This window comes from Bacillota bacterium, from assembly GCA_018818595.1.
Lineage (GTDB): Bacteria > Bacillota_I > Bacilli_A > Izemoplasmatales > Hujiaoplasmataceae > JAHIRM01.
Genome location: JAHIRM010000036.1, coordinates 78,336 through 102,953 on the forward strand (window position 1 = coordinate 78,336; position 24,618 = coordinate 102,953).

General features: G+C 33.2%; 22 protein-coding genes. 2 read left to right on the plus strand and 20 right to left on the minus strand.

Features of this window, described 5'->3' with window-relative positions:
* Positions 1 to 2 precede the first annotated feature (2 nt).
* The 8 genes from KJ971_06530 to parE form a co-directional block, all read right to left on the minus strand.
* Positions 3 to 2,192, minus strand: coding sequence for a bifunctional (p)ppGpp synthetase/guanosine-3',5'-bis(diphosphate) 3'-pyrophosphohydrolase (locus KJ971_06530; GenBank protein ID MBU1145491.1), 2,190 nt, complete (start codon positions 2,190 to 2,192; stop codon positions 3 to 5).
* 36 nt (positions 2,193 to 2,228) lie between these two features.
* Positions 2,229 to 2,741: an adenine phosphoribosyltransferase gene (locus tag KJ971_06535; GenBank protein ID MBU1145492.1), complete on the minus strand. Its 513-nt coding sequence runs from the start codon at positions 2,739 to 2,741 to the stop codon at positions 2,229 to 2,231.
* 1 nt (position 2,742) lies between these two features.
* Entirely contained in the window at positions 2,743 to 4,839 is a 2,097-nt protein-coding gene (recJ, locus tag KJ971_06540) for a single-stranded-DNA-specific exonuclease RecJ (protein MBU1145493.1), read from the minus strand.
* Positions 4,840 to 4,913: 74 nt separating this feature from the next.
* Positions 4,914 to 5,732, minus strand: a complete 819-nt coding sequence (nadC, locus tag KJ971_06545) for a carboxylating nicotinate-nucleotide diphosphorylase (GenBank protein MBU1145494.1) — start codon at positions 5,730 to 5,732, stop codon at positions 4,914 to 4,916.
* Entirely contained in the window at positions 5,729 to 6,823 is a 1,095-nt protein-coding gene (locus tag KJ971_06550) for a hypothetical protein (GenBank protein MBU1145495.1), read from the minus strand. The genes nadC and KJ971_06550 overlap by 4 nt, the downstream gene beginning before the upstream one ends.
* A 158-nt stretch (positions 6,824 to 6,981) precedes the next feature.
* On the minus strand, positions 6,982 to 8,241 hold the full coding sequence (locus KJ971_06555) for a hypothetical protein (protein MBU1145496.1): 1,260 nt from the start codon (positions 8,239 to 8,241) through the stop codon (positions 6,982 to 6,984).
* Positions 8,242 to 8,313: 72 nt separating this feature from the next.
* A complete protein-coding gene (parC, locus tag KJ971_06560) occupies positions 8,314 to 10,959 on the minus strand; it encodes a DNA topoisomerase IV subunit A (GenBank protein MBU1145497.1) in 2,646 nt (881 codons plus the stop codon).
* Complete coding sequence (parE, locus tag KJ971_06565) at positions 10,959 to 12,899, minus strand: DNA topoisomerase IV subunit B (GenBank protein ID MBU1145498.1); 1,941 nt, start codon at positions 12,897 to 12,899, stop codon at positions 10,959 to 10,961. Before parE ends, parC begins: the two co-directional genes overlap by 1 nt.
* Before the next feature lie 89 nt (positions 12,900 to 12,988).
* On the opposite strand from parE, the gene plsY reads away from it, so the two are divergent.
* Positions 12,989 to 13,657, plus strand: a complete 669-nt coding sequence (gene plsY, locus KJ971_06570) for a glycerol-3-phosphate 1-O-acyltransferase PlsY (protein ID MBU1145499.1) — start codon at positions 12,989 to 12,991, stop codon at positions 13,655 to 13,657.
* 61 nt (positions 13,658 to 13,718) lie between these two features.
* Here plsY and KJ971_06575 read toward each other — a convergent pair whose 3' ends face one another.
* Both KJ971_06575 and KJ971_06580 read right to left on the minus strand, forming a co-directional pair.
* Positions 13,719 to 14,363, minus strand: a complete 645-nt coding sequence (locus tag KJ971_06575) for a TrkA C-terminal domain-containing protein (GenBank protein ID MBU1145500.1) — start codon at positions 14,361 to 14,363, stop codon at positions 13,719 to 13,721.
* A gap of 157 nt (positions 14,364 to 14,520) precedes the next feature.
* Entirely contained in the window at positions 14,521 to 14,739 is a 219-nt protein-coding gene (locus KJ971_06580; protein MBU1145501.1) for a YneF family protein, read from the minus strand.
* A 190-nt stretch (positions 14,740 to 14,929) separates the two neighbouring features.
* Here KJ971_06580 and KJ971_06585 point away from each other — a divergent pair, with 190 nt between their 5' ends.
* Positions 14,930 to 15,097, plus strand: coding sequence for a 4Fe-4S binding protein (locus KJ971_06585; GenBank protein ID MBU1145502.1), 168 nt, complete (start codon positions 14,930 to 14,932; stop codon positions 15,095 to 15,097).
* A gap of 61 nt (positions 15,098 to 15,158) precedes the next feature.
* On the opposite strand, the gene KJ971_06590 is transcribed toward KJ971_06585, so the two are convergent.
* The 10 genes from KJ971_06590 to cdd all read right to left on the minus strand — a co-directional run bounded on the left by KJ971_06590 (position 15,159) and on the right by cdd (position 24,618).
* Positions 15,159 to 15,590 (minus strand): MarR family transcriptional regulator, encoded by a 432-nt coding sequence (locus KJ971_06590; GenBank protein ID MBU1145503.1) that lies wholly within the window; start codon positions 15,588 to 15,590, stop codon positions 15,159 to 15,161.
* An 8-nt stretch (positions 15,591 to 15,598) separates the two neighbouring features.
* Positions 15,599 to 16,450 carry a DegV family protein gene (locus KJ971_06595; protein ID MBU1145504.1) on the minus strand — a complete coding sequence of 284 codons (852 nt, stop codon included), beginning with the start codon at positions 16,448 to 16,450 and terminating at the stop codon, positions 15,599 to 15,601.
* A gap of 118 nt (positions 16,451 to 16,568) precedes the next feature.
* Entirely contained in the window at positions 16,569 to 17,333 is a 765-nt protein-coding gene (locus tag KJ971_06600) for a Nif3-like dinuclear metal center hexameric protein (protein MBU1145505.1), read from the minus strand.
* On the minus strand, positions 17,330 to 17,983 hold the full coding sequence (locus KJ971_06605; GenBank protein ID MBU1145506.1) for a class I SAM-dependent methyltransferase: 654 nt from the start codon (positions 17,981 to 17,983) through the stop codon (positions 17,330 to 17,332). The genes KJ971_06600 and KJ971_06605 overlap by 4 nt, the downstream gene beginning before the upstream one ends.
* Positions 17,983 to 19,281, minus strand: a complete 1,299-nt coding sequence (gene rpoD / locus KJ971_06610) for an RNA polymerase sigma factor RpoD (protein MBU1145507.1) — start codon at positions 19,279 to 19,281, stop codon at positions 17,983 to 17,985. The genes KJ971_06605 and rpoD overlap by 1 nt, the downstream gene beginning before the upstream one ends.
* Positions 19,263 to 21,068, minus strand: a complete 1,806-nt coding sequence (dnaG, locus tag KJ971_06615) for a DNA primase (protein ID MBU1145508.1) — start codon at positions 21,066 to 21,068, stop codon at positions 19,263 to 19,265. The genes rpoD and dnaG overlap by 19 nt, the downstream gene beginning before the upstream one ends.
* Positions 21,069 to 21,088: 20 nt before the next feature.
* Positions 21,089 to 22,474, minus strand: coding sequence for a glycine--tRNA ligase (locus KJ971_06620; protein MBU1145509.1), 1,386 nt, complete (start codon positions 22,472 to 22,474; stop codon positions 21,089 to 21,091).
* 124 nt (positions 22,475 to 22,598) lie between these two features.
* Positions 22,599 to 23,318 carry a DNA repair protein RecO gene (gene recO, locus KJ971_06625; GenBank protein MBU1145510.1) on the minus strand — a complete coding sequence of 240 codons (720 nt, stop codon included), beginning with the start codon at positions 23,316 to 23,318 and terminating at the stop codon, positions 22,599 to 22,601.
* 11 nt (positions 23,319 to 23,329) lie between these two features.
* Complete coding sequence (gene era, locus KJ971_06630; GenBank protein ID MBU1145511.1) at positions 23,330 to 24,226, minus strand: GTPase Era; 897 nt, start codon at positions 24,224 to 24,226, stop codon at positions 23,330 to 23,332.
* Positions 24,226 to 24,618: a cytidine deaminase gene (cdd, locus tag KJ971_06635; protein ID MBU1145512.1), complete on the minus strand. Its 393-nt coding sequence runs from the start codon at positions 24,616 to 24,618 to the stop codon at positions 24,226 to 24,228. The genes era and cdd overlap by 1 nt, the downstream gene beginning before the upstream one ends.

The window sequence follows — 24,618 nt, forward strand, 5'->3', positions numbered from 1 at the left end:
GATTAACAAATCCTTTCAATGGAGTAAATGCCTTTCACCTTTTGAATGTTGGAAATAACTTGGTCAAGTTCAAGCACATTGCCAATTTCCACTTTCATACGGATGATGCCTTCTTTTACTTTGTTCGTTTGAGCACTGACCTGATTAATCCTTGCTTTAGAAGAAGTCGCTGCATTGATGATTTCCGCTAAGACGTTGTCCCTATTCATTACGATAATTTTTAAAATGGTTTCATATTTTCTGGTAATATTTGATCCCCAAAAAACATCAATTAGTCTTGCTTTATCAAAGCTTTCAACGTTTTTGCATACCACGCGATGAACAACAATTCCTGCGTTTTTTGTGACATACCCTACAATTTGATCTCCTAAAACTGGGTTACAACAATTCGCAAGTTTTACAGAAGGGTTGGTAAGTCCTTCTACAATGATATTGATGTCTGAATGAAGGGTTCTAAGTTTGCCTTGTTTTGCGGCTTCTGGTACTTTATTAATTTTTTCAATTAATTCTTCTTCGGTTAATGTTTCTTTTCCTAAAATGACATTGATAACATTGATTGGAGATAAAACGTTTTTACCAATCTCGTAGTATAAATCTTCTACAGATTTGACGCCTTTGTTTTCAAATAAATCTTTGCAGATTTTATCTGTTAAATTCAGTTGAATTCTTTTATTTAGAATTTCTCGGTCTAAGTCAGCTTTACCGGTATCAACTAAAAAATCGCGTTTTTGTTTGTTTAAGAAATTCTTGATTTTACTTCTAGCATTTGAAGTTTTTGCGATTTTTAACCAGTTATCATTTGGCCCAACAGCATTTTGTGAGGTTTTGATTTCAATGACATCACCTGTTTTTAAAGTATAATCAAGTGGTTGAATCTTCCCATTAACAATCGCTCCAACTGTTTTTTCACCAACTTTTGTATGAATACGAAAAGCAAAGTCAAGTGGAGTTGCTCCTGCAGATAAGTCAATAATATCTCCATTTGGAGTAAATACGTATACATTGGCATTTAAAATATCATCGGTAAAAATATTTAAGATTTCTTCTTCGGAATCGCTTTCTTCGGTATAACGAATGAGTTCAGAATACCATCTTAATTTCGAAGAAACGATGTCTTCAATGTTTTTACGACTTTGTCCAGACCCTTGTGTTTCTTTATATGCCCAGTGAGCCGCGACTCCCTTTTCCGCTATTTCGTCCATTTCTTTGGTTCTAATTTGGATTTCATAGATTTTCCCACGACTGACAACAGTAGTATGAAGAGATTGGTACATGTTTGGTTTGGGCATGGCGATGTAATCTTTAAAACGGCCTGGAACGGGAATAAATTTTGAATGAACTATTCCAATTGCCCTGTAGCAGTCCGAGATGGTATCTACAATAATTCGTAAAGCAAGTAAATCATTGATTTCTTCAAAGTCTAAGTGTTTTGTCTGCATTTTACGGTAAACACTATGAATGTTTTTGATTCTTCCACTGATTTCAAAATGAAGATTTTCTTTTGTTAAAAGTTCATATACATCTTTTTCCATTAAATTGACATCAGCTTCTCGATTGCCCTTTTTATCTCTTACCAGTTTTGATATTTCTTGGTATTCACTTGAATAAAGATATTTAAAGGCTAAATCTTCTAATTCTGCTTTTAATCGATACATTCCAAGTCGATGAGCAATCGGTGCAAAAACGTCTAGCGTTTCTCGACTGATGCGCATTTGTCTTTCATGGTCAAGATGATAAAGAGTTCGCATGTTGTTTAATCTATCGGCTAATTTTACGAAAATGACTCGAATGTCTTTCGCCATTGCTAAAACCATTTTTTGATGATTTTTAACTTGTTGGGTGACTTTTGAGCCTTCGTATTGTAATAAATGTAATTTGGTTAATCCTTCGACAATGTCTGCAACTTCTAGTCCAAATAACTCTTTGATTTCTTGATAAGTTGCGGTGGTATCTTCTAAGATATCATGAAGCAATCCTGCAGCAATGGTATTAGGATCCACTCGGTATTCTGCAAGCGTTACAGCAACTTGTACTGGATGATTGATATAAGGTTCTCCAGATTTTCTTAATTGTCCGTCGTGTTTATCATAAGCATAGTCAAAAGCGCGCCTGATGAAATCGAGGTGCTCTGATCGGGATAAGTAAGGAGCGATTGCTTCTTTTATAGGTAAATAAGCAGCTTCTCTTAACAAAAATGTTGCCTCCTTTGCTTTACCTTTTTGACTTGCTTAGTATTGGATTAAAACTTTAATGGGATAATCTTTTAGTTTGTCTCTGCCTTTTAAATCGATAAGTTCAATTAAAAAGCCAAGTCCTACGACTTTTGCGCCGGTTTCTTCTACTAATTTGATGGAAGCTTCCATGGTGCCACCTGTTGCGAGTAAGTCGTCCATAATAACGACGTTATCTCCCTTTTTAACGGCATCTTTGTGGATGCATAAGACATTACTTCCATACTCTAAATCGTAGGCGTAAGATAAAACTTCTCGAGGAAGTTTTCCGGGTTTTCTTACCGGTACAAAGCCCGCACTAAGCATGCAAGCAACTGGTGCACCGATAATGAAACCTCTCGCGTCTGGTCCTACTACTACGTTTGCGTGTAAGCTTTTGGCAAAATCGGCTAATTCTTGTACTGCTTGATGAAAAGCAGCTCCATCACCGATTAACGGAGTTATGTCCTTAAATTGAATGCCTTCAATTGGAAAATTTGGGACGTTTTTAATATAAGATTCAAAGTTCATGTTATGCCTCCAATAGGTTAAGTAGATATTTTTTTATAACGTAGATTGGTTCTGTATAAAGCCAATCAATCCTTTCTTTTAAAGCAACTAATTCAAGGTACTTTTTCGAACGGTTCAATTCTTGTTTTTCATTTGATGGAAGTCTAAAATATCCTTCTTCTGTTTTTTTAATAAATTCTAACTCAAGAAACACATCGACAATTCTTTTTAAAGCCCAAAGAGGAAGTTTTGTTTTTTCCTGGAGAATGAAAAACGAAATATTGTCATTTTCTGGAATCGCTTTGTAAATCATTGCGAGTGTTTCTTTCTTTAATACTTCATGAAGCGAAAACGTTTGTCTTGAAGGTAACAGATAAATGGTATCTGGTTTTTGATCTTGAAGTAACGTTTTTAAAGAATAATTCAAGCAAGTGTCATCATCAATGGTTAATCCAACTGGTTTTAACCAAATAGCTCCTTCTTTATAAAAACTGGGATTCCTAAAATCAAGAACTTGAGTATGATTGCACTTCAAATCTTTTATCATGATTTGAATCGATTGTTTTTTTCTCCAAGTGTTAATGTTTAATCCTCCAATTACCGAAATAATATCTTCTACTTCGAGTTGAAAATAATACTCTAAACTATTAAACATTAACGCTTCATAGAGTAACCCAGACGTTTCAAGAGTTAATTTGGTGTGTTTATTTCCCAACTTTTGTTTGCCTTTTACGACTAAATTTTGAAATAAAAATTTAGCGGTAAAAAAAGATTTGTCTTGAAGTTTTTTAACGGTTTCCACATGGGTGTGACTTAAATCCACTTCCATATCCACTTCCAAAGATAGATTATCTTTCGAAGACGTCATATTTAAAAATCCTTCTTTTAATAAACCAATGTTTTCTTTGGCAACTTGAAGTCCTGCTGCCTGAGAATGACCTCCGTACTTTAGCAAAAGGTGTTGATTGCTTTCTAGCATTTTTAAAATATTGTCTCCACCAAAACTTCTCATAGATCCTTTGCCAATACCGTCTTCGTCTAATGTAATAACGCAAGTGGATTTCTGATATTTTTCAGCTATTTTTTGAGCACAAATTCCAATAATCCCTTCGTGTAGCAACAAAGAAGATATAACCAACACGTCATCTTCTTCGTTGACAAGTTTTTCACATAGTGCAAAAGCTTCTTCGGTTAAATCTTTTCGAAAGGCATGATTTTCTTCTATCTGCAAAATTAAATTGTTGACTTCAAGTTCAGAATCAGTAACCAGCAACTTTACAGCTTCAAGCGCTTTTCCAAGTCGCCCAGAACTATTTATTTTGGGAGCGATTTTAAAAGCAACAGCTGTTTCATTGATGATATCTAAATGAGAAAACTCAATTAGCTTTTTTAACCCTAAGTTTTTTGTTTTTCGCAATTGAGCAATTCCTAAGTTCACCATTGCTTGATTTTCGTTTTCTAAGGGCATTAAATCCGCTATGGTACCAATCATAACCAAATCCATATATTCGACGAGGGGATCGTTTAAAAGGGCGCTAGCAAGCTTGTATGCGACCATGACTCCTGCGATTTCTTTAAAAGGGTAGTTTTCACTTAATTTGGTGTGAAGGATTTGAAAGGCATCTGGTAACTCATCTTTTATTTCGTGATGATCGGTAATAATGGTGTCAATGGATGCATCGTTTAACCTCTTGACTTCATCATTACAAGTAATACCATTGTCCACTGTAATGACAAGTTGATAGTTGTCTTTAATGATTTTTTCCACCGCTCTTGGATTTAATCCATATCCATCCACAAATCGATTCGGCAAATCATAATAGACGTTTGCCTTCATCCGTTTTAAAGAACGATATAATACAGAAATAGCTGTGACTCCATCGCAATCATAATCGCCATAGATTAATATTTTTTCTGAGGCGGAGATTGCTTTTAAAATTCGGGCTACGGCTCTGTCCATTCCCTTTAGTAAAAAAGGATCAATTAACATTTCTTGTCCCATAGAGAAAAAGTGATCGGGATCGTCGATTCCTCTGTTTTTGAGTATCACTTCGTAAATTGAATCATTGGGAACGATTCCTTTTTGAAGAATATTCCATCTGTATTTGGCCTTTAACAAGAAAAATCACTCTTTTCTTAATATGTTATTATACAAAAAATGTATTTTTTTGCATAGGGTGAATCAAAAATTAACTAAAATTTTAGCGAAATATCTAAAGATTGATACGAATGAGTGAGTTGACCTACCGAAATATAGTCAACTCCCGTCTTTGACACTTCTTCAATTCGATCAAGTGTCATATTTCCACTCGCTTCTAGTTTCTTTTTGTTTTGATTTAATGAAACACATTTTTTCATGTTTTCTAGTGACATATTATCGAGCATGATGATATCGCATGGTGTGTATAAGGCTTCGATAAATCCCTCTATAGTTTCTACTTCCACTTCTATTTTCATCGAGGAAGGAATTTTACTTTTTACTATTTCAACTGCACGAGTTATCGAAGCAGCAGCTTGAATGTGATTGTCTTTTAACATAACCATTTCTGACAAATTCATTCTATGATTTTTCCCGCCACCATCTAGCACAGCTTGTTTTTCTAAAATTCTTAGTGTAGGAGTCGTTTTTCTCGTATCTAAAATCATAGCGTTTGTTCCCTTTGTCTTCTCGACAAATTTAGCAGTAAGCGTTGCGATTCCTGACATGCGTTGTAAAAAATTAAGTGCGACTCTTTCTGCTTTTAAAATGGATTTAGTACGCCCTTTTACCAAAGCGATAACTTCTCCTTTTGACACGTGGCATGAGTCTTTGAATAAAACAGTAAATTCAAGGCTTGGATCCACTTCTAAGAACGTGAGTTGACAGATGTTCATGCCTGAAAGAACGCCAGATTCTTTGGCGATAAGGCGAGCTTCAGAGATTTCGTCTTTAAACAAAGAATCGGTTGAAATATCTCCATGAGGCATATCTTCTTTTAAAGCGTTTTTAATGAGTTGAATGGTTGAATTCATGATTCTTCTCCTAAATCAAAATTTAATTGTGTCGTAATGGTTTTCTTTTGTTCTTTTTGATATAATTTTACCCACTTTGCACTTCTTCCTTTGCCAAGTGGTCGAATTTTGTTTTCTTCTTGAAGTCGTTTTAACGTTCGATTAATGGTTGAATCAGAAATCAAAGGGTGTTTTAGTCTAATGTCTTCTTTGGAAAAGACTTCAGAAAGTTTATCAATTGTATTTTCGATGTAATCTGATTTTGAGATTTCAAGTGATGATTCGTATTGATAATCTCTTGCATAATCGGACAAATCAATATACAACTGGTAATAGTGTTTTAAAATAAATCGGTGCAATGGCATCATTTCGGAAAAACCTTCCGACCATCCAAATTTGGTTTTATCTAATGCTGCTTTAAACTCGGTGATGTTAAGTAGTAACTTGCTAAAGAAAGACACGTATTTGGTTACTAAAAGTCCTTCTTGCATACATAAAATATAAATAATTAATAATGCTATGATATCATTTTCTTGAATTTTATAGATCTCCATGTTTAAAAAATCAATTGCAAAATTTAAATAGAGAAATGTGGATTCATATAAATTCGTTTTTTTCAGTTCTTCTAATTTTTTAATTAATTCTTCGAGGTGCTCTCTTCTTGAAACTGATTCACTGGTTAGTAAAGAATGTTTTTGTCTTTCTAGTTTTCTATATTGTAATTTTTCTGGACCATATACGTCTTTAAAGAGCCACTTTACTAAATCATTTATTTCTGTAACAGACAAATGAAATGGTTCTGAATGTGCAGAGTGAATCATCAAAAAAATTGCTAGAATGTTTTTATAAAGTGATTCAGCTTTGTTTTTTGGTACAGTGGAATCAAGTTGTAAGGTTCTAAGTCTCGATTCTTGAATTTTATAATCTGTAAAAAAGCATTTATAAAAAGAGTAGGCTTCTTGGTAGGCTACTTGCTTACTGATAAAATCAAAATCTGGTTTAAACAAACTTTGATAAAAATCATTTTTTCCCATTTGATAATATAGTTTTAACGTACTAATGAAGATATCATTTGGTATTGGTGTTCTCGATAAATTGCTCATACAGTTCATAAAATCACCCTTTAAATATTATATCATATCTAAATATAAATGATATCGATTCAAGTGAAATTTAATTATTTTCTTCTTTAAACATATTCAAAACGCGATAAGTGACGTCGTTTTATAGAAAAAACGGCCTATAGCCGTTTTTTAAATATATTCATCTATTACTCCGAAAGAAGAGCGAGAGCTTCCGTAAAATAACTGTGGTTAAGTGTAAAATCAAAAGTTGAGTTGAGCCAAGTTTCATCGGTAATTTGAAGGGATGTAGCTAAAGTCGCTTCTTCTAAGGTAACGGTTAAGTTTGAACTGATTACATAATATAGATTGGTCTTTACACTTTCTAAATTACTTATACCAACAACGTTATTTAACTCAAGAATTTGTGTTTCTGTTTCTTCAATAGTAACATCACTTATACCAAGTGAATCTTCAAGTGTTGAATTCCAACTTTCTCCTAAGAAAGAACCAAAATAGATGGATTCCCCTGAAACACTGACTGAAGTTGAAGCAATGTTATCTTTTACAACGCTGTATTGACTATATCCTACTATTCCACCAATTGAAGTATTTGTACCGTTTGAAGTAACTTCTATATTAGAAAACACTAGGTTTCGGGCGATTAAAATATCGGTAGAATCTACGAATTCTTCATAGCCAATTAAAATGCCTCCATAATGGTGGCCAATTAAACCACCAACATATGCCCTATAAATGTTTGTCTTTGCTGTAATACCTACATTCACAAAAGAATCTAATACTTCTGAGTTATAGGCTTTTCCAATTAATCCTCCCGCAAACAAGAAATTGGGACAAGTTGCATCAATGGAACCTTCAGCATAGATACCAGAAATCGTATTGGGAACAAATTCTTCAGCAATCATGGTAGCGGTAATGTTAGCACTTGTAAATCCTGCAAGCAATCCAACATAAGTATTCCCAGAAGTACTTGTAATGGTGATGTCCCCACTAACGGTTACGTTTGTAACATCTCCAGTTGTAGAGCCTGCAAGTAGTCCAGCATAACTAATAAAATTAGACGAATAGGCAATGCTTGCTTGATCAAGTGTTAAATTTAAAATGTTTCCTGAAATAGATGCGAATAATCCATTATAGTAATCGTTTTTGTTGGTAATACTCATATTAGAAATAGTAAATCCATTTCCATCAAATGTTCCATCATAAGGAGTTAAGTAACTGCCAAGCGGAATCCATTCGATATCTTGTAAATCTAAATCATTCATTAAAATGTATGATTTACTCATGTCAATCGATTGAAGTTCTAAAACAGTATATATTTCGTAAATGGTAGTATCTTCTTCGGTTGTGATGGTCGTGACCGTGGTAGTTGTCGTGCTTCCAAAATCACACCCAACTAAAAAAAGCGTCACTCCAATCACTAAAATACTTAAAATGATTTTTTTCATCTTTATGCTCCATTCTGTCTTTCATTTCTGTTTTATATATTATATACGGTAAGTGTGTCTAATATGTGAATATTAAAATAAGGTTTGTTGAACGATGTATTCATCGTCCTCTTCCTCTTCCTCTTCTTCAGCTTTTTTTTCAGAAGAAGGAGTATTACTTGAAATAATTTTTTCTAATTCTAAAAAGATATTATCATCTATTTCTTCTTTGGTTTCTTCTTCAATGATTCCGGATTCAGAATCTTTTAAGAGTTTGTTTAAAATCCGGTTGGTTTCTTTTTGTTGGTTTTTATCCATTTGTAAAAACAATGGAATGGCCTCTTTTTCAAGATAAGGAATACCATGTTCAAATCGATCTGATTTTAAATCGACTCCTGGAATGACTAAACTATCTTTATTTGTGATAATTCGAAATGTAATGAATTCTTTCAATCGAAAAACATTTTCACAAATCATTCCTACGAACTCGTAAGGATTGGTCTTCACATGTTTTAAATAAAGTTTTCCTTTTGCAGGTCGGTGACCTCTTTCGATGTTTTGCACAAATTCGCGTTTTAATCCTCCGCGATTGGTCAAAAGCAAAATTTCATCTTTGCTAATTAAAGAAGCAAACTTAGCGCCAATTAAGACATCATCACGTAAATTCATTCCTTTTACGCCTCTTGCGCTTAAGCTTTGAATAGGAACTTCGCTTTCTTCATATTTTAAGAGATATCCCTTTTCAGATGCAACAATTACATCGGTATCGTATGGTTCTTTTAAATCAATCGATACTAAGTTATTGATTTTACTTGCTTGCATACAGTTGTATGTCTTATTAAAACGAATTTGTTGAAATTCAGAAAGATTGACTTGTTTAATTTGACCTTCTTGGTTTGCTAAAAGGATAGTGGTTATAATATCAAAATCCGAAATGACGATGAAATCAATCAAGGTTTCTTCGTCCATTAAAGGAGCATATATTCCAATAAATTCTCCTAAATCTCTCCATTTCATATCTGGGATTTTATAGACAGGGATGTTGATGTAATTCCCAAGATTTGTAAAAATAAGTAATGTTTCTCTGGTATTAACGACTTGTTGTTTCAAAATATAGTCTTCTTGTTTTAATCCAGGTTCAGCATTCGTTGCTTGAAAAGATTTTAAAGAAGAGCGTTTAATGTATCCGTCTTTGGTTACCATAACAACAACGTTTTCGTTTTCGATTAATTCTTGTTCATCAATTTCAACTTTTTTTATTTCTTCGATGATTTGACTTCTTCTTGGTGATGGAAAACGTTCGTTTAATTCACTTAATTCTTTAACAATAACGTTTTCGAGTTCTAATTCGTTGTTTAAGATTTTGCTTAATCCACTAATTACTTTTTGCAATTCATGATGTTCTTTTCTCATTTCATCGACATCAGTGGTTGATAGGCGATATAGTTGTAAGGACACAATAGCATCTGCTTGAGCTTCAGAAAAATCAAAGGCGTTTACTAGTTTATCGATGGCGTCTTTTTTTCCTAAAGAAGCTCGAATCAAGCGAATCACTTCATCGAGCACGTCTACCATCATCAAAAAGCCTTCCACAATGTGTTTTCTTTTTTCTGCTCTTCTTAATTCATAGTTTGAACGATTTCTAATGACTTCTTTTTGATGTTGAATATAACTATCTAAAATTTCAATCAATGAAAGTTGTTTTGGACTTTTTTGATCAATTGCAACAACATTATAGTTAAAAGCAACACTTAAGTCCGTGTTTTTTAAGAGATAAGCTAAAACAACTTCAGACGAAATCTCTTTTTTTATGTCGATGACAATTCTTAAGCCTTCTCGATCGGATTCGTCTCTTACTTCAATAATTCCATCGATTTTTTTCTTAATCTTAATATCATCTATTTTTCGTACTAAGTCAGATTTGTTGACTTCATAAGGAATTTCAGTAACAATTAAAGCAGTTTCTGTCACTTCCACTTTGCTTTTGATAATGATGCGACCTTTTCCAGTTTCAAACGCTTTTTTGATTTCATCAATGCCTTCAACAATAGCTCCTGTTGGAAAATCAGGCCCCTTCATGATTTCTACTAAATCCGAAACAGTAGCGTTTGGATGAACAATTTTATAGATTGCGGCTTGAAGAACTTCATTTAAGTTGTGAGGAGGGATGTTGGTTGCATAACCCGTTGCCATTCCCATGCCACCATTTACCAAAAGATTTGGAAATTTAGCTGGTAAAACGACTGGTTCATATTCTTCATCATCGAAATTTGGGATGAATTTTACGGTGCGTTTGTCAATGTCTTTTAATAAACTTTCCGCAAAAGGAGTAAGTCTTGCTTCTGTATAACGCATGGCAGCTGCAGGGTCATTATCAATGGACCCATTGTTTCCATGCATGTCAATTAGTAAGGTGCCCATTTTCCAAGTTTGACTCATTCGAACCATGGCGTCGTATACGGATGTATCTCCATGAGGATGGAATTTACCAATGACTTCTCCAACGATTCTAGCTGACTTTTTATAGGGTTTGTCTGAAGCCATGCCTAAAGCATGCATAGCATATAAAATCCTTCTTTGAACTGGTTTTAGGCCATCTCTTACATCAGGTAAGGCTCTATCTTGGATAATGTATTTTGAATATTTACCAAAACGATCACCTATAATGGATTCTAGATTTTCGGGGATGATTTTTTCGTCAAGAAAAACGTCAATCTTATTTTTAACAGATTTTGCCATTATTCTTCCCCCTTAATCCTGAAGTTGTCTTCGCTTTCAAAGGAAACAAATGTATCAATCCACTCTTTTCTTGGTTCTACTTTGTCACCCATTAAAATGGATATTCTTTGGTCTGCGTCTGCTAAATCTTCAATTCGCACTTGAATCAAAGTTCTTGTTTGTGGATTCATGGTTGTATCCCAAAGTTGAGTGGCATTCATTTCACCAAGTCCTTTGTAGCGTTGAATATTATAATTCTTATATTTTTTACAGATTTCTTCTCTGTCATCTTCGTTCCATGCGTAAGTAATCTCTTCTTTTCGACCTAGTTTTGATATTTTGTAAAGAGGGGGTAGGGCAATATAGAGTTTTCCTGATTCTACAAGTGGACGCATATATCTAAAAAAGAATGTAATAAGTAATACTTGGATATGTGCTCCATCTGTATCGGCATCGGTCATAATGATTACTTTATTATAATTGGATTTTGAAGCTAAAAACTCGCTTCCAAGTCCTGCTCCTATTGTTGAAATAATGGTTCCAATTTCTTCGTTTTTTAATACGTCTTCCATTTTTTGTTTTTCAGAGTTAATTACTTTTCCTCTTAAAGGAAGTATGGCTTGGAAGAGTCGGTTTCTACCTTGTTTTGCGGAACCTCCGGCGGAATCTCCTTCCACTAAGAAAAGTTCATTGATTTTAGGGTTTTTCGAAGTAGCAGGGGATAATTTTCCTGATAAAATGGTTTCTTTCTTAGCGATTTTCTTTACTAGTCTTGCGTCTTCTCTTGCTTTTCTAGCTGCATCACGAGCGTTTCTTGCGTTTATAGCTTTTTCTATTAAAGTAGCCGCAATTTGTGGGTTTTCAGTCATATAGATGTTAAATTTTTCGTAGACGACATTTTCAACACAGGGTCTTGCTTCTGGTGAACCTAATTTGTTTTTTGTTTGTCCTTCAAATTGCAAAAGATTTTCAGGAATCCGTACTGAAATAATAACGGTTAATCCTTCTCTAATATCAGCACCTTCAAGTCCTTGATCTTTATCTTTTAACATGCCCATTTTTCTGGCATAATCATTAAATACTTTGGTAAAAGCAGATTTAAATCCCGTTTCATGAGTTCCACCATCTTTGGTTCTGACATTGTTCACAAAAGAGATGATGTTTTCAGAATATGCATTCGAATATTGAAAAGAAAGTTCTATTTCTATTTCATTAGAAGATCCTTCAAAATAAACGGTGTCGTGAACTGGCGTTTTTTGTTGATTGATTAAATCAACATATGCTTTAATACCATCTTCATAATAATACGATTCTTTTTGTTTAGACCGTTCATCAATTAACTGCATTTTTAATCCTTTGATTAAAAAGGCGCTTTCACGAATTCGCTCTTCAAGGGTTTGAAAATGAAATAGGGTTGTAGAAAAAATGGTTGGATCTGGTTTAAACCAAACTTCAGTACCTGATTTTTTGGTTTCTCCAATCACAATCAATTCTTTTACTTTTTTTCCACCATTTTCAAAACGCATCTGATACATTAATCCGTCTCGATGTACTGTAACCTCTAAAAATTCACTTAAAGCATTGACAACAGAAGCTCCTACTCCATGTAGTCCTCCTGATACTTTATAAACCCCACTAGTACCAAATTTGCCACCTGCGTGAAGTTTTGTAAAAATGACTTCAACGGCTGAAACTCCTGATTGATGCATATCAACAGGCATTCCTCTTGCATCATCTATAACTAAAATAGAGTTATCTTCTTTGACAACTACTTTTATATTTTTACCAAACCCTGCAAGGACTTCATCAATCGAGTTATCGATGACTTCCCAAACGAGATGATGTAGTCCTCTAGCATCGGTGGAACCAACATACATTCCTGGACGTTTTCTGACCGCTTCTAATCCTTCGAGTATTTGAATGGACTGGGCGTTATATTGTTCTGTGATTTTAGCACTCATGCACATGACCCCTTTTTCTTCACTTCTATTATAACAAACTTTTACAAATATATCTTTCTTTTTTACGATTTCATGGTATAATTTTCAAGATTACGGAGGTTTTTAAAATGATTGGTATATTGTTTGTAATTTTGGCGTATTTACTCGGTTCAATACCGTTTTCCTATATACTTGGTATTTTGATTAAAGGCAAAGATATTCGAAAATTTGGTAGTGGTAATTTAGGAACTACCAATGCATTTCGTGTTCTAGGAAAACCGATTGGTTTTACAGTTTTAATCCTTGACACATGTAAAAGTGGGCTTTTAGTTGCTTTGATGCTTTATACAAATTTATTTTCGGGTCTTGAGTTGTTTCACCCTTTGGTTTATGGCTTAGCTTCAGTCATTGGGCATGTATATCCGATTTGGTTTAAATTTAAAGGCGGAAAGGGAGTTGCTTCATCTTTCGGATTATTAATTGCTTATAATCCTTGGATTGGTGTCATAATTCTTCCTGTCTTCTTGATTACCGAATATTGTTCGAGATATGTTTCTGTATCTTCAACCGTCTCTGCGTTATTAACTCTTTTCTTGGTGGTGGTTTTGCACTTTACTTACCAGGCAGATTTGGTTCTTGTCATTATCACGTTGCTTGCCGTTTCAATTATAATCATTCGACATAGAGGAAATTACGTTCGCTTAAAAAATGGTACAGAAAATCGAGTAAAACTTTTTGATAAGTTAGACTTATTTCTTAAAAAAAACAAAGATAAATAAGAAGAAAAGAGAGTGTAATCACATGTGTGATTCACTCTCTTTTTACTATTATTTAAAAATTTTACTCTTTGATTTCATCAGAATGATCCAATTTTAAGAAAACATTTTTAATATTTTTACTTTCGCCAAAAACAACTACTAAATCTCCAGCCATAATTTGATCGTCTCCATTGATTCCAGTCTTAATATGGCCATTTCTTTTAATCGCCAACACTTGAATTCCATGGAGTAATTTAATTTGATTTTGCGCTAAAGTTACGCCATCGCAGATTTTTGGAAGATATGTGATGAACACTTCTGCAATGACATTTTGATCATAATTATCTAATACTTCAATGACATTTGTCTTTTTTCCAAACAAGAATTTAATTGCTATTTTTTCGGTTATTTTTCTAGCAAATTTTTCGACAAATTTAATTTTACTAAAAACAAAAAGAAAGACAATAAACGCAGCTAACAGAATCACAAATTTCCAAATATCTTGTGAAGCTGATGTGGATAAAGTCATAAAAACATTGACAAGCATCGAAATCACTGCGACCGTCAATAAATACCCAAAAAACATCGTAAAACTCGCAAGCTTTCTTCGGTAACGATTGCTTACAATTAATTCAGCCTCTTGAGTTGTAAATCCGCTATTGGTTAATAACGAAATCACTTGAAATTTGGCTTTTGATTTTGATAATCCCGTTAATCGAAATAACACCGAAAATAGCTCTATAAACAAGAAATATACCAGTGTTATTACAATACTAAGAAGTAATAAAGCATCTATATCCATAAGTATGTTGTAATATATTACTATTACTTCTCCTTTCAATAAATGTTTTTATTCTTTTTATGATTATGAATAAAACCGAAATTTATTTTGCTTGTTTCATAGAAACCATTACTTGTCTAACTTGTTTTTCAGATGGGGTTCTTCCCATTTGCGACATCATTGCACGAACCATAGGCTCACTAATGGGGGGGTTCTTTTCAAGGTAACTTTTAAAATATTTTCTACTTAAAAAAAATCCAACTACTAATCCCACTAAAAGGGTAACGATTGGCAAGACGATTTGTAACCATACTGGCAGCATTTTAATCACTCCTTCTTATCAAGGTTAATTGTATCAAAAATACCCCGTTAAATCAAGAAATATTATTTATTTCACTTAGTGGAACTATGAATGATATTTTGTAAAATTTATCAATTAAAACTTTACAAATCAAGCAATGATTGATACAATATGAAAGAAGAGTTTTTTTATAAGTGAGGGAGGGAAAATAATGCCAAGAAAAATCTTGGATACATGCATCGCTTGCGGGACTTGTAAAGAAGATTGTCCAGTAGATTGCATTACAGCTGGAGATATTTATGTGATTGATCCTGAACAATGTATTGACTGTGGCGTATGCGAAGTCAATTGTCCAGTTGATTGTATTATTGCTGAATAACTAAATTTAAATATAAACAAAAAATAGCGAAAATTCCGCTATTTTTTTGTTTTGGAAATATCTATTTTTTGAAATATGAGGAGACTCTTTTTAATGAGGCGATTAAGACTTCATCTTCTTCGATTTTTAAATCTTCAAAGACAGAATCAATCATCTTTTGGTGAAAAACAGAGTGTACTTGTAAAACTTCGTTCGCCCTTGAATTTAGGGTGATTAGAACTTTTCTACGATCTAAATCGTCACGTTCGCGGTTGACATACCCTTTTTGAACGAGCGTATTAATGGCGGTAGTTGCAGAACCAACTGTAATTCCTAGTTTTGATGATATGTTTGTCATGGTAGGCTCATCTACATTAGATATGGCTTCAAGGACATGAACTTCACTCATAGAGAGTTTGATACCTTGTTGTTTTAAGGCTTCGCCTTCAATGGCTAAAATTCTATTAAAAATTTCGACCAATAATTCGTTTATAATTCGTTTAGCTTCCGTCATAATTCCTCCTATAGTTTTTCGATATATCCAAGTCCCATTGTTTTGGGACCTGCATGACATCCAACAACTGGAGTAAGTGGAATCATTTTCACTTCTGAAATTCCATCTATTTCTTCAAGTTTTTCTTGAAGATCTAACATTTCTTCCATGTTATTGGTGTAAATGATAAAGATTTCAACTTTTTTTCCTTTAATATCATTTAAGAATTTTTCAAGCATTACTTCTCTTGCTTTTTGAGTCGTACGAATTTTATCGACCGTTACCACTTTTCCTTCTGCATTTACTTCAAGCAAAGGTTTCAGTTTCAGTAAAGAACCAAAAAAACCAGCTGCATTGGATAAACGACCGTTTTTTACTAAATATTTTAAAGTATCTACTGTGACGTAAATACGATTATGATCTCGGATAAATTCTAAAGACGTTAAAATTTCACTTGATGATTTTCCTTCATTCGACATTTTTTTAGCAGTAGATGCCATTAAAGCTTCTACATAAGATACCGATAATGAATCAAAAACATGGACAACGGTATTTTCTAACATTTTAGCGGCTAAAACAGCGTTTTGATATGTACCGCTTAAATGTTTTGAAATCGTAATGATGATTAATTCATCATAACCAGAAGCGACCATTTCTTGATACATTTCGTAGATTTTGCCGGTAGATGTTTGAGCTGTTTTGATGTCTAGTTCGGGATTTTTGGTAATTCTTTCATAAAAATCGTCCGAATTGATTTCCACAAAATCTTCGTATTCTTTCTCTTCAATTAAGAGCAGAGAACGAAAGATTCTAATTTCTTTATCATGAACTAAATAATCAATTCCTGAATTTCCACATACTGCAATGCCAATTTTTCCCATTATTTTTCTCCTTAGATTGTTTTAACTTCAAATATTTTGAATTTCAAACCATATTGTACCATAGTCTTTTTTAGAAATCAAGGGTAAAAAACAAAAAAAAGATGCGAAAAGCATCTTTTTAAATCGTAAGATAGGGGTCTGTATTCATTTCAGATATCATAAAGTCAATTTCTGGAAATTCGACTCTTAATTTTGAAGCAATGGCTTTTTTAAAGATTTTTTCGGCATAGTGCCCTATGTCTAACACGCATTGACCAATTTGAAGGGCATCTAAGGCAGTATGATAGGTGACATCTCCTGTTAAATATACATCACAGTTTTTACGTTTAGCCTGAAACAAATGAGCAGATCCAGATCCTCCAGAAATTCCAACTACTTTAATCGTTTTATCAAGAGAACCAATCAATCTTACTTGATCAATTTCTAATTTCTTTTTGACAAATTGAATAAATTCCGTCATCGATGTTTCTTCAATTTCGCCATATCTGCCGATATTTTCTTCTTCATCAAGCAATTTAGGAGATTGAATTTTTAAAATTTTTGCAAATTCATCGTTCATTCCGCCTGTTGCTAAATCATAATTGGTATGAATGGAATACACTGAGATATCTTGTTTAATTAAATGATGAATGATCCATCCACGAGGAGTATCGATTTGAACCGATAATAGCGGTTTAAATAGAAGTGGATGATGAGAAATAATCAATTGAACTTTTTTATCGATGGCTTCTTTTACTACTTCTTTTGTAACATCTAAGGTAATTAAACATTTTTTAATTTTTTTGTTAAGCGTTCCTACTTGTAGTCCAACATTGTCCCATTCATAGGCAAGCGTTTTAGGATAATAAGATTCTAAATATTTTATGACATCAATGGAATTCATTTTGTCAACTCCTTCAAAGCATTTAATCGTTTATTAAGAAGCAATTTTGTGTCTTCTTGTTTTGTTTTTTTGACTGCGTTTTCAAGTTTTAATATCAAAGAATCGATGAATTCAAGAAATATTTGATTTTTTTGTTTCAAAATGATGGGACCAAACTCTTTTTCCATATCAGATAATTCCATGGTTCCATGAAGGCAAGCCATAATTTGATAGTGGATGGATTTATCTTGAATATACATTTCATCTATGATTAAAAAATCGTTTTTTTGAAGCCAATCTCGAAGTAAAAAAGCATCTGAATTCGGGCCTAAAACAAGTCGCTTCACATTTGATAAATCTGCTTTGGATAAAATAGAAGATATTAATTCTCCTCCCATTCCAAGCAAAGAGATGCAATCAACTTCTTTGGTTAAATGGCTTAATCCATCTGATTCAATTACTTTAATGGATTGTGCGAGTCCTGCTTTCGTAATGTTTTGGATGGCATTTTCTAAAGGCTTTTTTTTATTGTCTGAGGCAATTGCTTTTTTTACTTTATGAAGTAACACCGCTTGAATGGGTAAATAAGCGTGATCGGTTCCCACATCAGCTAAAACCTCAAACCCATCTATAAAAGATAAAGCGGCTTCTAGTCTAGGGCTTAAATGCATTATTGTCTGCCGTTAGTAAAATCTTTTAATTTCTTGCTTCTAGATGGATGGCGTAATTTTCGAAGTGCTTTTGCTTCTATTTGACGAATTCTTTCTCTTGTAACTCCGAATTCTTTGCCTACTTCTTCTAAGGTTCTTGTTCTTCCATCTAATAATCCAAAACGCATTCTTAGGACTTTTTCTTCACGATCAGTTAACGTTTCTAGCACAGAATCTAGTTCTCTTTTTAACATTTCTTTTGATGTATATTCATAAGGTGTTAAGGTATCTGGATCTGGAATAAAATCGCCTAAAGAAGAGTCTTCTTCTTCACCAACTGGAGACTCAAGTGAAATCGGTTCTTGAGCTACTTTTTGGATAATTTGAACTTTTTCTACAGAAATTTTCATTTCAGCTGCTACTTCATCTGGATGAGGTTCTCTTTTTAATTTTTGAGTTAAAGTGCGTTGGGTTCTAACTAATTTGTTGATTGTTTCGACCATATGAACTGGAATACGAATGGTTCTTGCTTGATCGGCAATGGCTCTGGTAATGGCTTGTCGAATCCACCAAGTAGCATACGTTGAAAACTTAAACCCTTTTGTGTGATCGAATTTATAAACGGCCTTCATTAGACCCATATTCCCTTCTTGAATCAAATCTAAAAATTGCATTCCTCGTCCTACGTATCTTTTTGCAATCGAAACAACAAGCCTTAGATTTGCTTCTACTAGTTTTTTCTCTGAGAATTCTCCTCGTTTGAATAATTCTTCAAATTCAGCTAATTCTTCTGTAGAAATGGATTCACCATCTTTGACTTTTTGCTCGTAAATATCTTTTCCTTTACGCGAACGACTAATAATCGTTGCGAGTTCATACTCTTCATCAGAGGTTAAAAGTTCCACTCGTCCAATTTCTTTTAAATACATGCGTACGGGATCGTCTACTTTAATAGATACATTCGAATCGAATTGTTTTTCCATCATTAATTCTTCTTCGATTTCTTTGGCATAATCAAAATCAATTAATTCTTCTTCTGGAATATCTTCATCAGACAATTCGTCTAAGTCGATAAAATCATCCTCTTCTTCTGAATTTTCTTCTTCGGGAGTTTTGGCTTCTTCCTCTTCTTCTAATTCATCGAGTTCTGATAAATCGATGTATTCATCTGGATTGATGCCTTCGGCTTCAAGTAAAAGTATTAATTCATCGTATAAAGGTGAAGTATCCTCTGCGTATTTTTTGACATCTTCAAGCGTTAAAAAACCTTGTTCTTCCCAAAGCTTAATTAAGATTTTAATTATTTCGTTTTTTTCCATAATGTATCCTTTCTTAAGGCGTCGATTTTGTGTTTTAATGTTTTGATTTTACTGTGAATTTCTAAATATTTTGATTGATCGGTCTTTTTATATTCTTCGGCTATTTTTTTTAATTCTTCTATTTCTAGTTCAATGTCTCTGCATTTTACCGTCATAATTAATTGAGTTAAATCCTCAAGACTATAGGAATAGTTTTTATCTAATAGTCTGCTTTCGACTGTTTTTTGCTTTTGCGCACTAAATTGTTTTAATAATTGACGATCCATTTGCCCGTCTTTCTTTGTTTCGACGAGTTCAAGGATGTTAATTAAGATTTCTTTAATTAATGGGTCTTTTGCAAAATAGGAAGTCAATTCTCTATCGATAATTTCTCTAAACTCTTGTGACTTAAGATAATAATTCATTAAAGTTAGTTCTGCTTGATAATTTTTTTCCATGATAGCAACATCGGTAGACTTTGTTTTTCGGTTGTTTAAGGTTTGAGAGATGATTTTGGTTAATTGATAATGATGCAAATCACTTTTTATCGTTTCAAAATCTACTTGAATGTCTTCTGCTAAACGTTTTGTGTAAATCTCCATAACCATTCCAGAATCTAATTTTATCAAATACTCAAACATGCTAAGTTTCAATTTTTCGATATTAGAAGCTTTTGAAAAATCGAGATCCTTTTTTAAATGTTGATAATTAAATTCATGTACATCGATTTGATTGTTGGAAAGATAATGTGAAAAATCAGATTTTGAATATTTTTTTACATAGTCATCTGGATCTAATTCTTCAGGTAAAAGAATTAAACTCACATTCAAGTGTTGTGCCTCTAACACTTGAATGGCTTTGTGCATGGCTTCAAATCCAGCAGAATCTCCATCATAACATAATAAGACAGTGTCTGTATATTTTTTGATTAATTTGGCTTGCATTTCAGTTAGAGCAGTTCCCATAGAACAAACAGATTCCTTTATTCCTGCATTTACCGATGCAATCACATCCATAAATCCTTCATAAAGAACAACTCTTTTTTCTCTTTTAATAAATGGAATGGCTCGATCTAAATTGTATAAAAATTCACCTTTTGTAAATATTTTTGTAAAAGGTGAGTTCACGTATTTGGCTTCGAGTGGCAAATCTTGATAAATTCTTCCACTAAAGCCAACCACTTTTCCTAGCTCATTTCGAATCGGAAAAATAATCCGGTCTCGAAACAAATCATAATATCCTGCATCTGTACTCTTTTTAATTAATCCAATTTCTAAAAGATCGAGTGGTTCAAACTCTAAATGAAGTTGAAGATATAACGAATCAAATTCATTAGGAGCGTATCCCATCTCAAAATACTGAATGGTATGGATATCTAGACCTCGTTTGATTAAATAGTCAAGTGCTGTTTTACCTTTTTCTAAATTGGTTAAATTGATTTCATAGAACTTTGTGGCTTGTTCGTTGATACGATAATACCTCTCAAAATTAGAAGAAGGTTTTATTTTTGTATCTGTTTCCATTTCAATGTGATATTTTTGGGCTAATTGTTCTAATGCTTCAACAAAAGAAATGTTTTTGTATTTTTGAAGAAATTGAACCGCGCCACCTTTCTCTCCACAACCAAAACAGTTGAAGATGTTTCTTTCTTTACTAACAAAAAAAGAAGGCGTTTTTTCACTATGAAATGGGCATAATCCTTTAAAGTTTTTGCCAGCAGGCTGTAAAGAGACGTAATCAGAGACGACGTCTACTATATCAGCCGTGTTTTGAATTAAGTCAATTGTTTTTTGGCTGATCATTGCCACATTTTCACCTTCTTATTGGTTTATTTGGTATGTTCTAAAAGATAATCTTTAACGTCTTTTAAAGGCAAACGAATTTGATTCATAGAATCTCTTTCCCGAATCGTCACCGTTTGATCAATTAAGGAATCGTTATCAATCGTGATGCAATAAGGAGTACCAATTGCATCTTGTCTTCGATAACGTTTTCCAATGTTTCCTGTGTCGTCGTAAACAACACCTACGTCTTGAAGAAGCATTTCATAGGTTTCAAAAGCAAGGTCGGTATGGTATTTTTTAATTAATGGTAACACGGCCGCTTTATAAGGTGCTAATTTTTTTGAGATATGTAAAACGGTTCTCATTTCTTTAGTTTGTGTAACTTCTTCTTCATCAAGTGAATCGCAAAGAAGGGCTAATAATAATCGTTCTACTCCTAAAGAAGGCTCAATCACAAAAGGTAAATATTTTTCATTTGTTTCTGGATCAAGATATTCAAGACTTTCTTTTGAGTGTTCTTGATGTTGTTTTAAATCGTAATCAGTACGAGAAGCAATTCCCCATAGTTCATCAAATCCCCAAGGGTACTTGTATAAGATATCGGTTGTTCCATTAGAGTAAAAAGATAATTTCTCTTCTGGGTGATCATATAATTTAATATTTTCTTCTTTTAATCCCAAATCCTTTAAAAAAGTTTTCGAGAAAATTTTCCAATAATCAAACCATTTTAGTTCTGTGCCAGGAACACAAAAGAATTCCAGTTCCATTTGTTCAAATTCTCTCGTGCGAAACACGAAATTTCCAGGAGTGATTTCGTTTCGAAATGATTTTCCGATTTGTCCAATACCAAACGGAACTTTTTTTCTTGAAGTTCGTTGAACGTTTTTAAAATTCAAAAAAATTCCTTGAGCCGTTTCAGGTCTTAAATACAATTCGTTTTTCGAGTCTTCAACAACGCCTTGAGCTGTTTTAAACATCATATTAAATTCCCGAACCTCTGTATAGTTTAAAGCTCCACATACAGGACAAGTAATTTTATGTTCTACAATATAATCGTATAATTTAGTATGGCTCCAACCACCGGCGTCAATTTCTCCTTTGGTAGCATTTTCGATTAATTTATCTGCACGATGTCTTGATTTACAGTTTTTACAATCCATTAAAGGATCTTGAAATCCAGATACATGGCCACTTGCGACCCAAGTTTCAGGATTCAGTAAAATGGCAGAATCAAGTCCAACATTTAAGGGATTCTTAGAGACAAAAGCGTCCCACCACGCCTTTTTAATGTTGTTTTTTAATTCTACTCCTAGTGGACCATAATCCCAAGTATTCGCAAGACCTCCATAAATTTCAGAGCCTTGATAAATAAAACCATATTGTTTTGCATACGTGACAAGTTGTTCTAGTGTATAGTTCAAATAAATCATCCTCTCGAAAATAGGCATACTACTTCATTTTAATTATATGCTTTCTTGTGAGAAAGTCAAGGTATATTGATTAATATAGAAAGATAACTATTTGATTTTGAAAAGAAAAAAGCGGGCTTAAAGGTTAATATCCAATTAGTCCTTTTAGCACCGTTCTCGATTTGGTTTGAAAATTCAAATGGTAATCATAATATAAATCCAGTAAATGTCTTAATTCTTTTAAAAGTGGTTCTTCGATAAAAGGTAACTCACTGGTTTGTAAGTCGAAATAGTAAAGCGTTTGAAAAAGAAGTAGCACTTCTTCTTTAAAACGAAGGGGTTCATGAAAATGCTCCTGGCAACACATGCCGCCTTCCTTAATAGAGAAAAATAAGTTCTCCTTTTTCCCACAAACAACGCATTGTTTGAAAAGAGGGTTTACCCCTAGTAAGTATAACAGTTTACTTTCAAACATATAAATATAGGGAATGTAATCTGGTGTTGTTTCAATCAAAATAAGAATCTTAAGTAAAAACATATAAAGTTTTTCGTGATCAAATTCGTTTTCAGAAAAATGATAGATTAATTCAAACAAATGCATCACATAGGTGTATTTATTCAAATCGTTTTTGATAAGAGAATACTGCAAAATTAAAGAGGCATCTTTTAACACTTTTAGATTTTTCCCTTGGCAAAATACTTTTACTAAAGAGAGCGTTTCTGTCATACCTAAATAAGGACTATTTAGTTTATTTGCCCCGTGGACAAGAACACTTTTCAGTCCTTTTGCTGTATAAAGATAAATGATTTTGCTCGATTCTTTGTAATCGATTCTTTTTAAAATCAATCCTTCAAATTCTTCCAAAAAAGCATCTCCTATTTATCACTATCAAGCTTGTATCCATAATTTTTGAGATAATGTTCTCGATTCCGCCAGTCAGCTTCAACCTTACAAAATAATTCGAGAAATACTTGCTTTTGAATCAAATTTTCAATGTCTTGTCTTGCAAGAGACCCAATTTGTTTTAGCATTTTCCCGTTTTTTCCAATAAGAATTCCTTTTTGAGATGTGCGTTCAACCACTATTATGGCACGTATATTCATAATTTTCTTTTTGCTTTTCATTTCCTCTAAATATACCATAACCGAGTGAGGAACTTCTTCTCTTGTTAATTCCAAGATTTTCTCTCGAATAAATTCTTGAATTAAAAACGTTTCTGGTCGATCGGATATTTCACCATCCGGATAGAATTTAGGGCCTTCAGGAAGCATTTTTTTGATATCTAAAAGCAATAAAATCACATTATCGCCCTTTAAGGCAGAAATGGCGAAAACTCCAGCAAATTGAAATGCGTTTTTATAGATATCAATGGCACGTTGAAGTCGTTCATAGTCGGTAATAGTATCTAATTTATTGATAAGTAAGAATACAGGTGTTTTAATCGTTTCTAATTCTTTCAAAATAGCTAGATTACGTTCTAAGACATCATCATAAGCGTTAATCATTAATAAAACCAAATCAACGGTTTTTATGGTATTTAAGGCTGACTTTGTCATGTATTCTCCAAGTTTTGTTTTTGCTTCATGAATTCCTGGAGTATCCATAAAAATGATTTGAGAATCAGCGTCATTATAAATTCCTGAGAATACATTTCTCGTTGTTTGAGGTTTACTTGAAACAATTGCCACTTTTTGTTTTAAAACTTGGTTTAAAAACGTCGATTTCCCGACGTTTGGTTCTCCTATTATCGTTACAAATCCAGACTTAAACATTAAAGATCCTCGTTTGTAAAACCAAAAGGTAATAATTCAACATTTTTGACTACCTTCGTTTCACCTAAATTATTTGCTAAGACGACTTCGCTGTCGTCTTCCATTAATTCTCTCATGACTTGTCTACAAGCTCCACAAGGAGATACAAAATAATTGTGGTCGGTATAGACGACAATTCGTTTAATGTCTTCTTTTCGGACTCCATCAGAATATGCTGAAAATAAAGCACTTCTTTCCGCACAATTTGCTAGTCCATAAGCTGCATTCTCAATATTTACTCCTTTATATGTTTTTCCGTTTTTTAGTTCTAAAACAGCAGAAACGGCAAATTTTGAATAAGGAGAATATGAATTAGGCAAATTATCAATTGCCATTTTTAAAATGTGTTCCAT

What these genes read in the sequence shown, in the direction of transcription:
- KJ971_06605 (MBU1145506.1), bottom strand. Translation starts at nt 17,983, where the DNA reads ATGCATTTAAGCCCTAGACTAGAAGCCGCTTTATCTTTTATAGATGGG.
- rpoD (MBU1145507.1), bottom strand. Translation starts at nt 19,281, where the DNA reads ATGGAAAAAAACGAAATAATTAAAATCTTAATTAAGCTTTGGGAAGAA.
- KJ971_06620 (MBU1145509.1), bottom strand. Translation starts at nt 22,474, where the DNA reads ATGATTTATTTGAACTATACACTAGAACAACTTGTCACGTATGCAAAA.
- KJ971_06535 (MBU1145492.1), bottom strand. Translation starts at nt 2,741, where the DNA reads ATGAACTTTGAATCTTATATTAAAAACGTCCCAAATTTTCCAATTGAA.
- KJ971_06600 (MBU1145505.1), bottom strand. Translation starts at nt 17,333, where the DNA reads ATGAATTCCATTGATGTCATAAAATATTTAGAATCTTATTATCCTAAA.
- KJ971_06550 (MBU1145495.1), bottom strand. Translation starts at nt 6,823, where the DNA reads ATGAACTGTATGAGCAATTTATCGAGAACACCAATACCAAATGATATC.
- KJ971_06585 (MBU1145502.1), top strand. Translation starts at nt 14,930, where the DNA reads ATGCCAAGAAAAATCTTGGATACATGCATCGCTTGCGGGACTTGTAAA.
- parE (MBU1145498.1), bottom strand. Translation starts at nt 12,899, where the DNA reads ATGAGTGCTAAAATCACAGAACAATATAACGCCCAGTCCATTCAAATA.
- parC (MBU1145497.1), bottom strand. Translation starts at nt 10,959, where the DNA reads ATGGCAAAATCTGTTAAAAATAAGATTGACGTTTTTCTTGACGAAAAA.
- KJ971_06580 (MBU1145501.1), bottom strand. Translation starts at nt 14,739, where the DNA reads ATGCTGCCAGTATGGTTACAAATCGTCTTGCCAATCGTTACCCTTTTA.
- era (MBU1145511.1), bottom strand. Translation starts at nt 24,226, where the DNA reads ATGTTTAAGTCTGGATTTGTAACGATAATAGGAGAACCAAACGTCGGG.
- KJ971_06595 (MBU1145504.1), bottom strand. Translation starts at nt 16,450, where the DNA reads ATGGGAAAAATTGGCATTGCAGTATGTGGAAATTCAGGAATTGATTAT.
- cdd (MBU1145512.1), bottom strand. Translation starts at nt 24,618, where the DNA reads ATGGAACACATTTTAAAAATGGCAATTGATAATTTGCCTAATTCATAT.
- KJ971_06590 (MBU1145503.1), bottom strand. Translation starts at nt 15,590, where the DNA reads ATGACGGAAGCTAAACGAATTATAAACGAATTATTGGTCGAAATTTTT.
- nadC (MBU1145494.1), bottom strand. Translation starts at nt 5,732, where the DNA reads ATGAATTCAACCATTCAACTCATTAAAAACGCTTTAAAAGAAGATATG.
- KJ971_06555 (MBU1145496.1), bottom strand. Translation starts at nt 8,241, where the DNA reads ATGAAAAAAATCATTTTAAGTATTTTAGTGATTGGAGTGACGCTTTTT.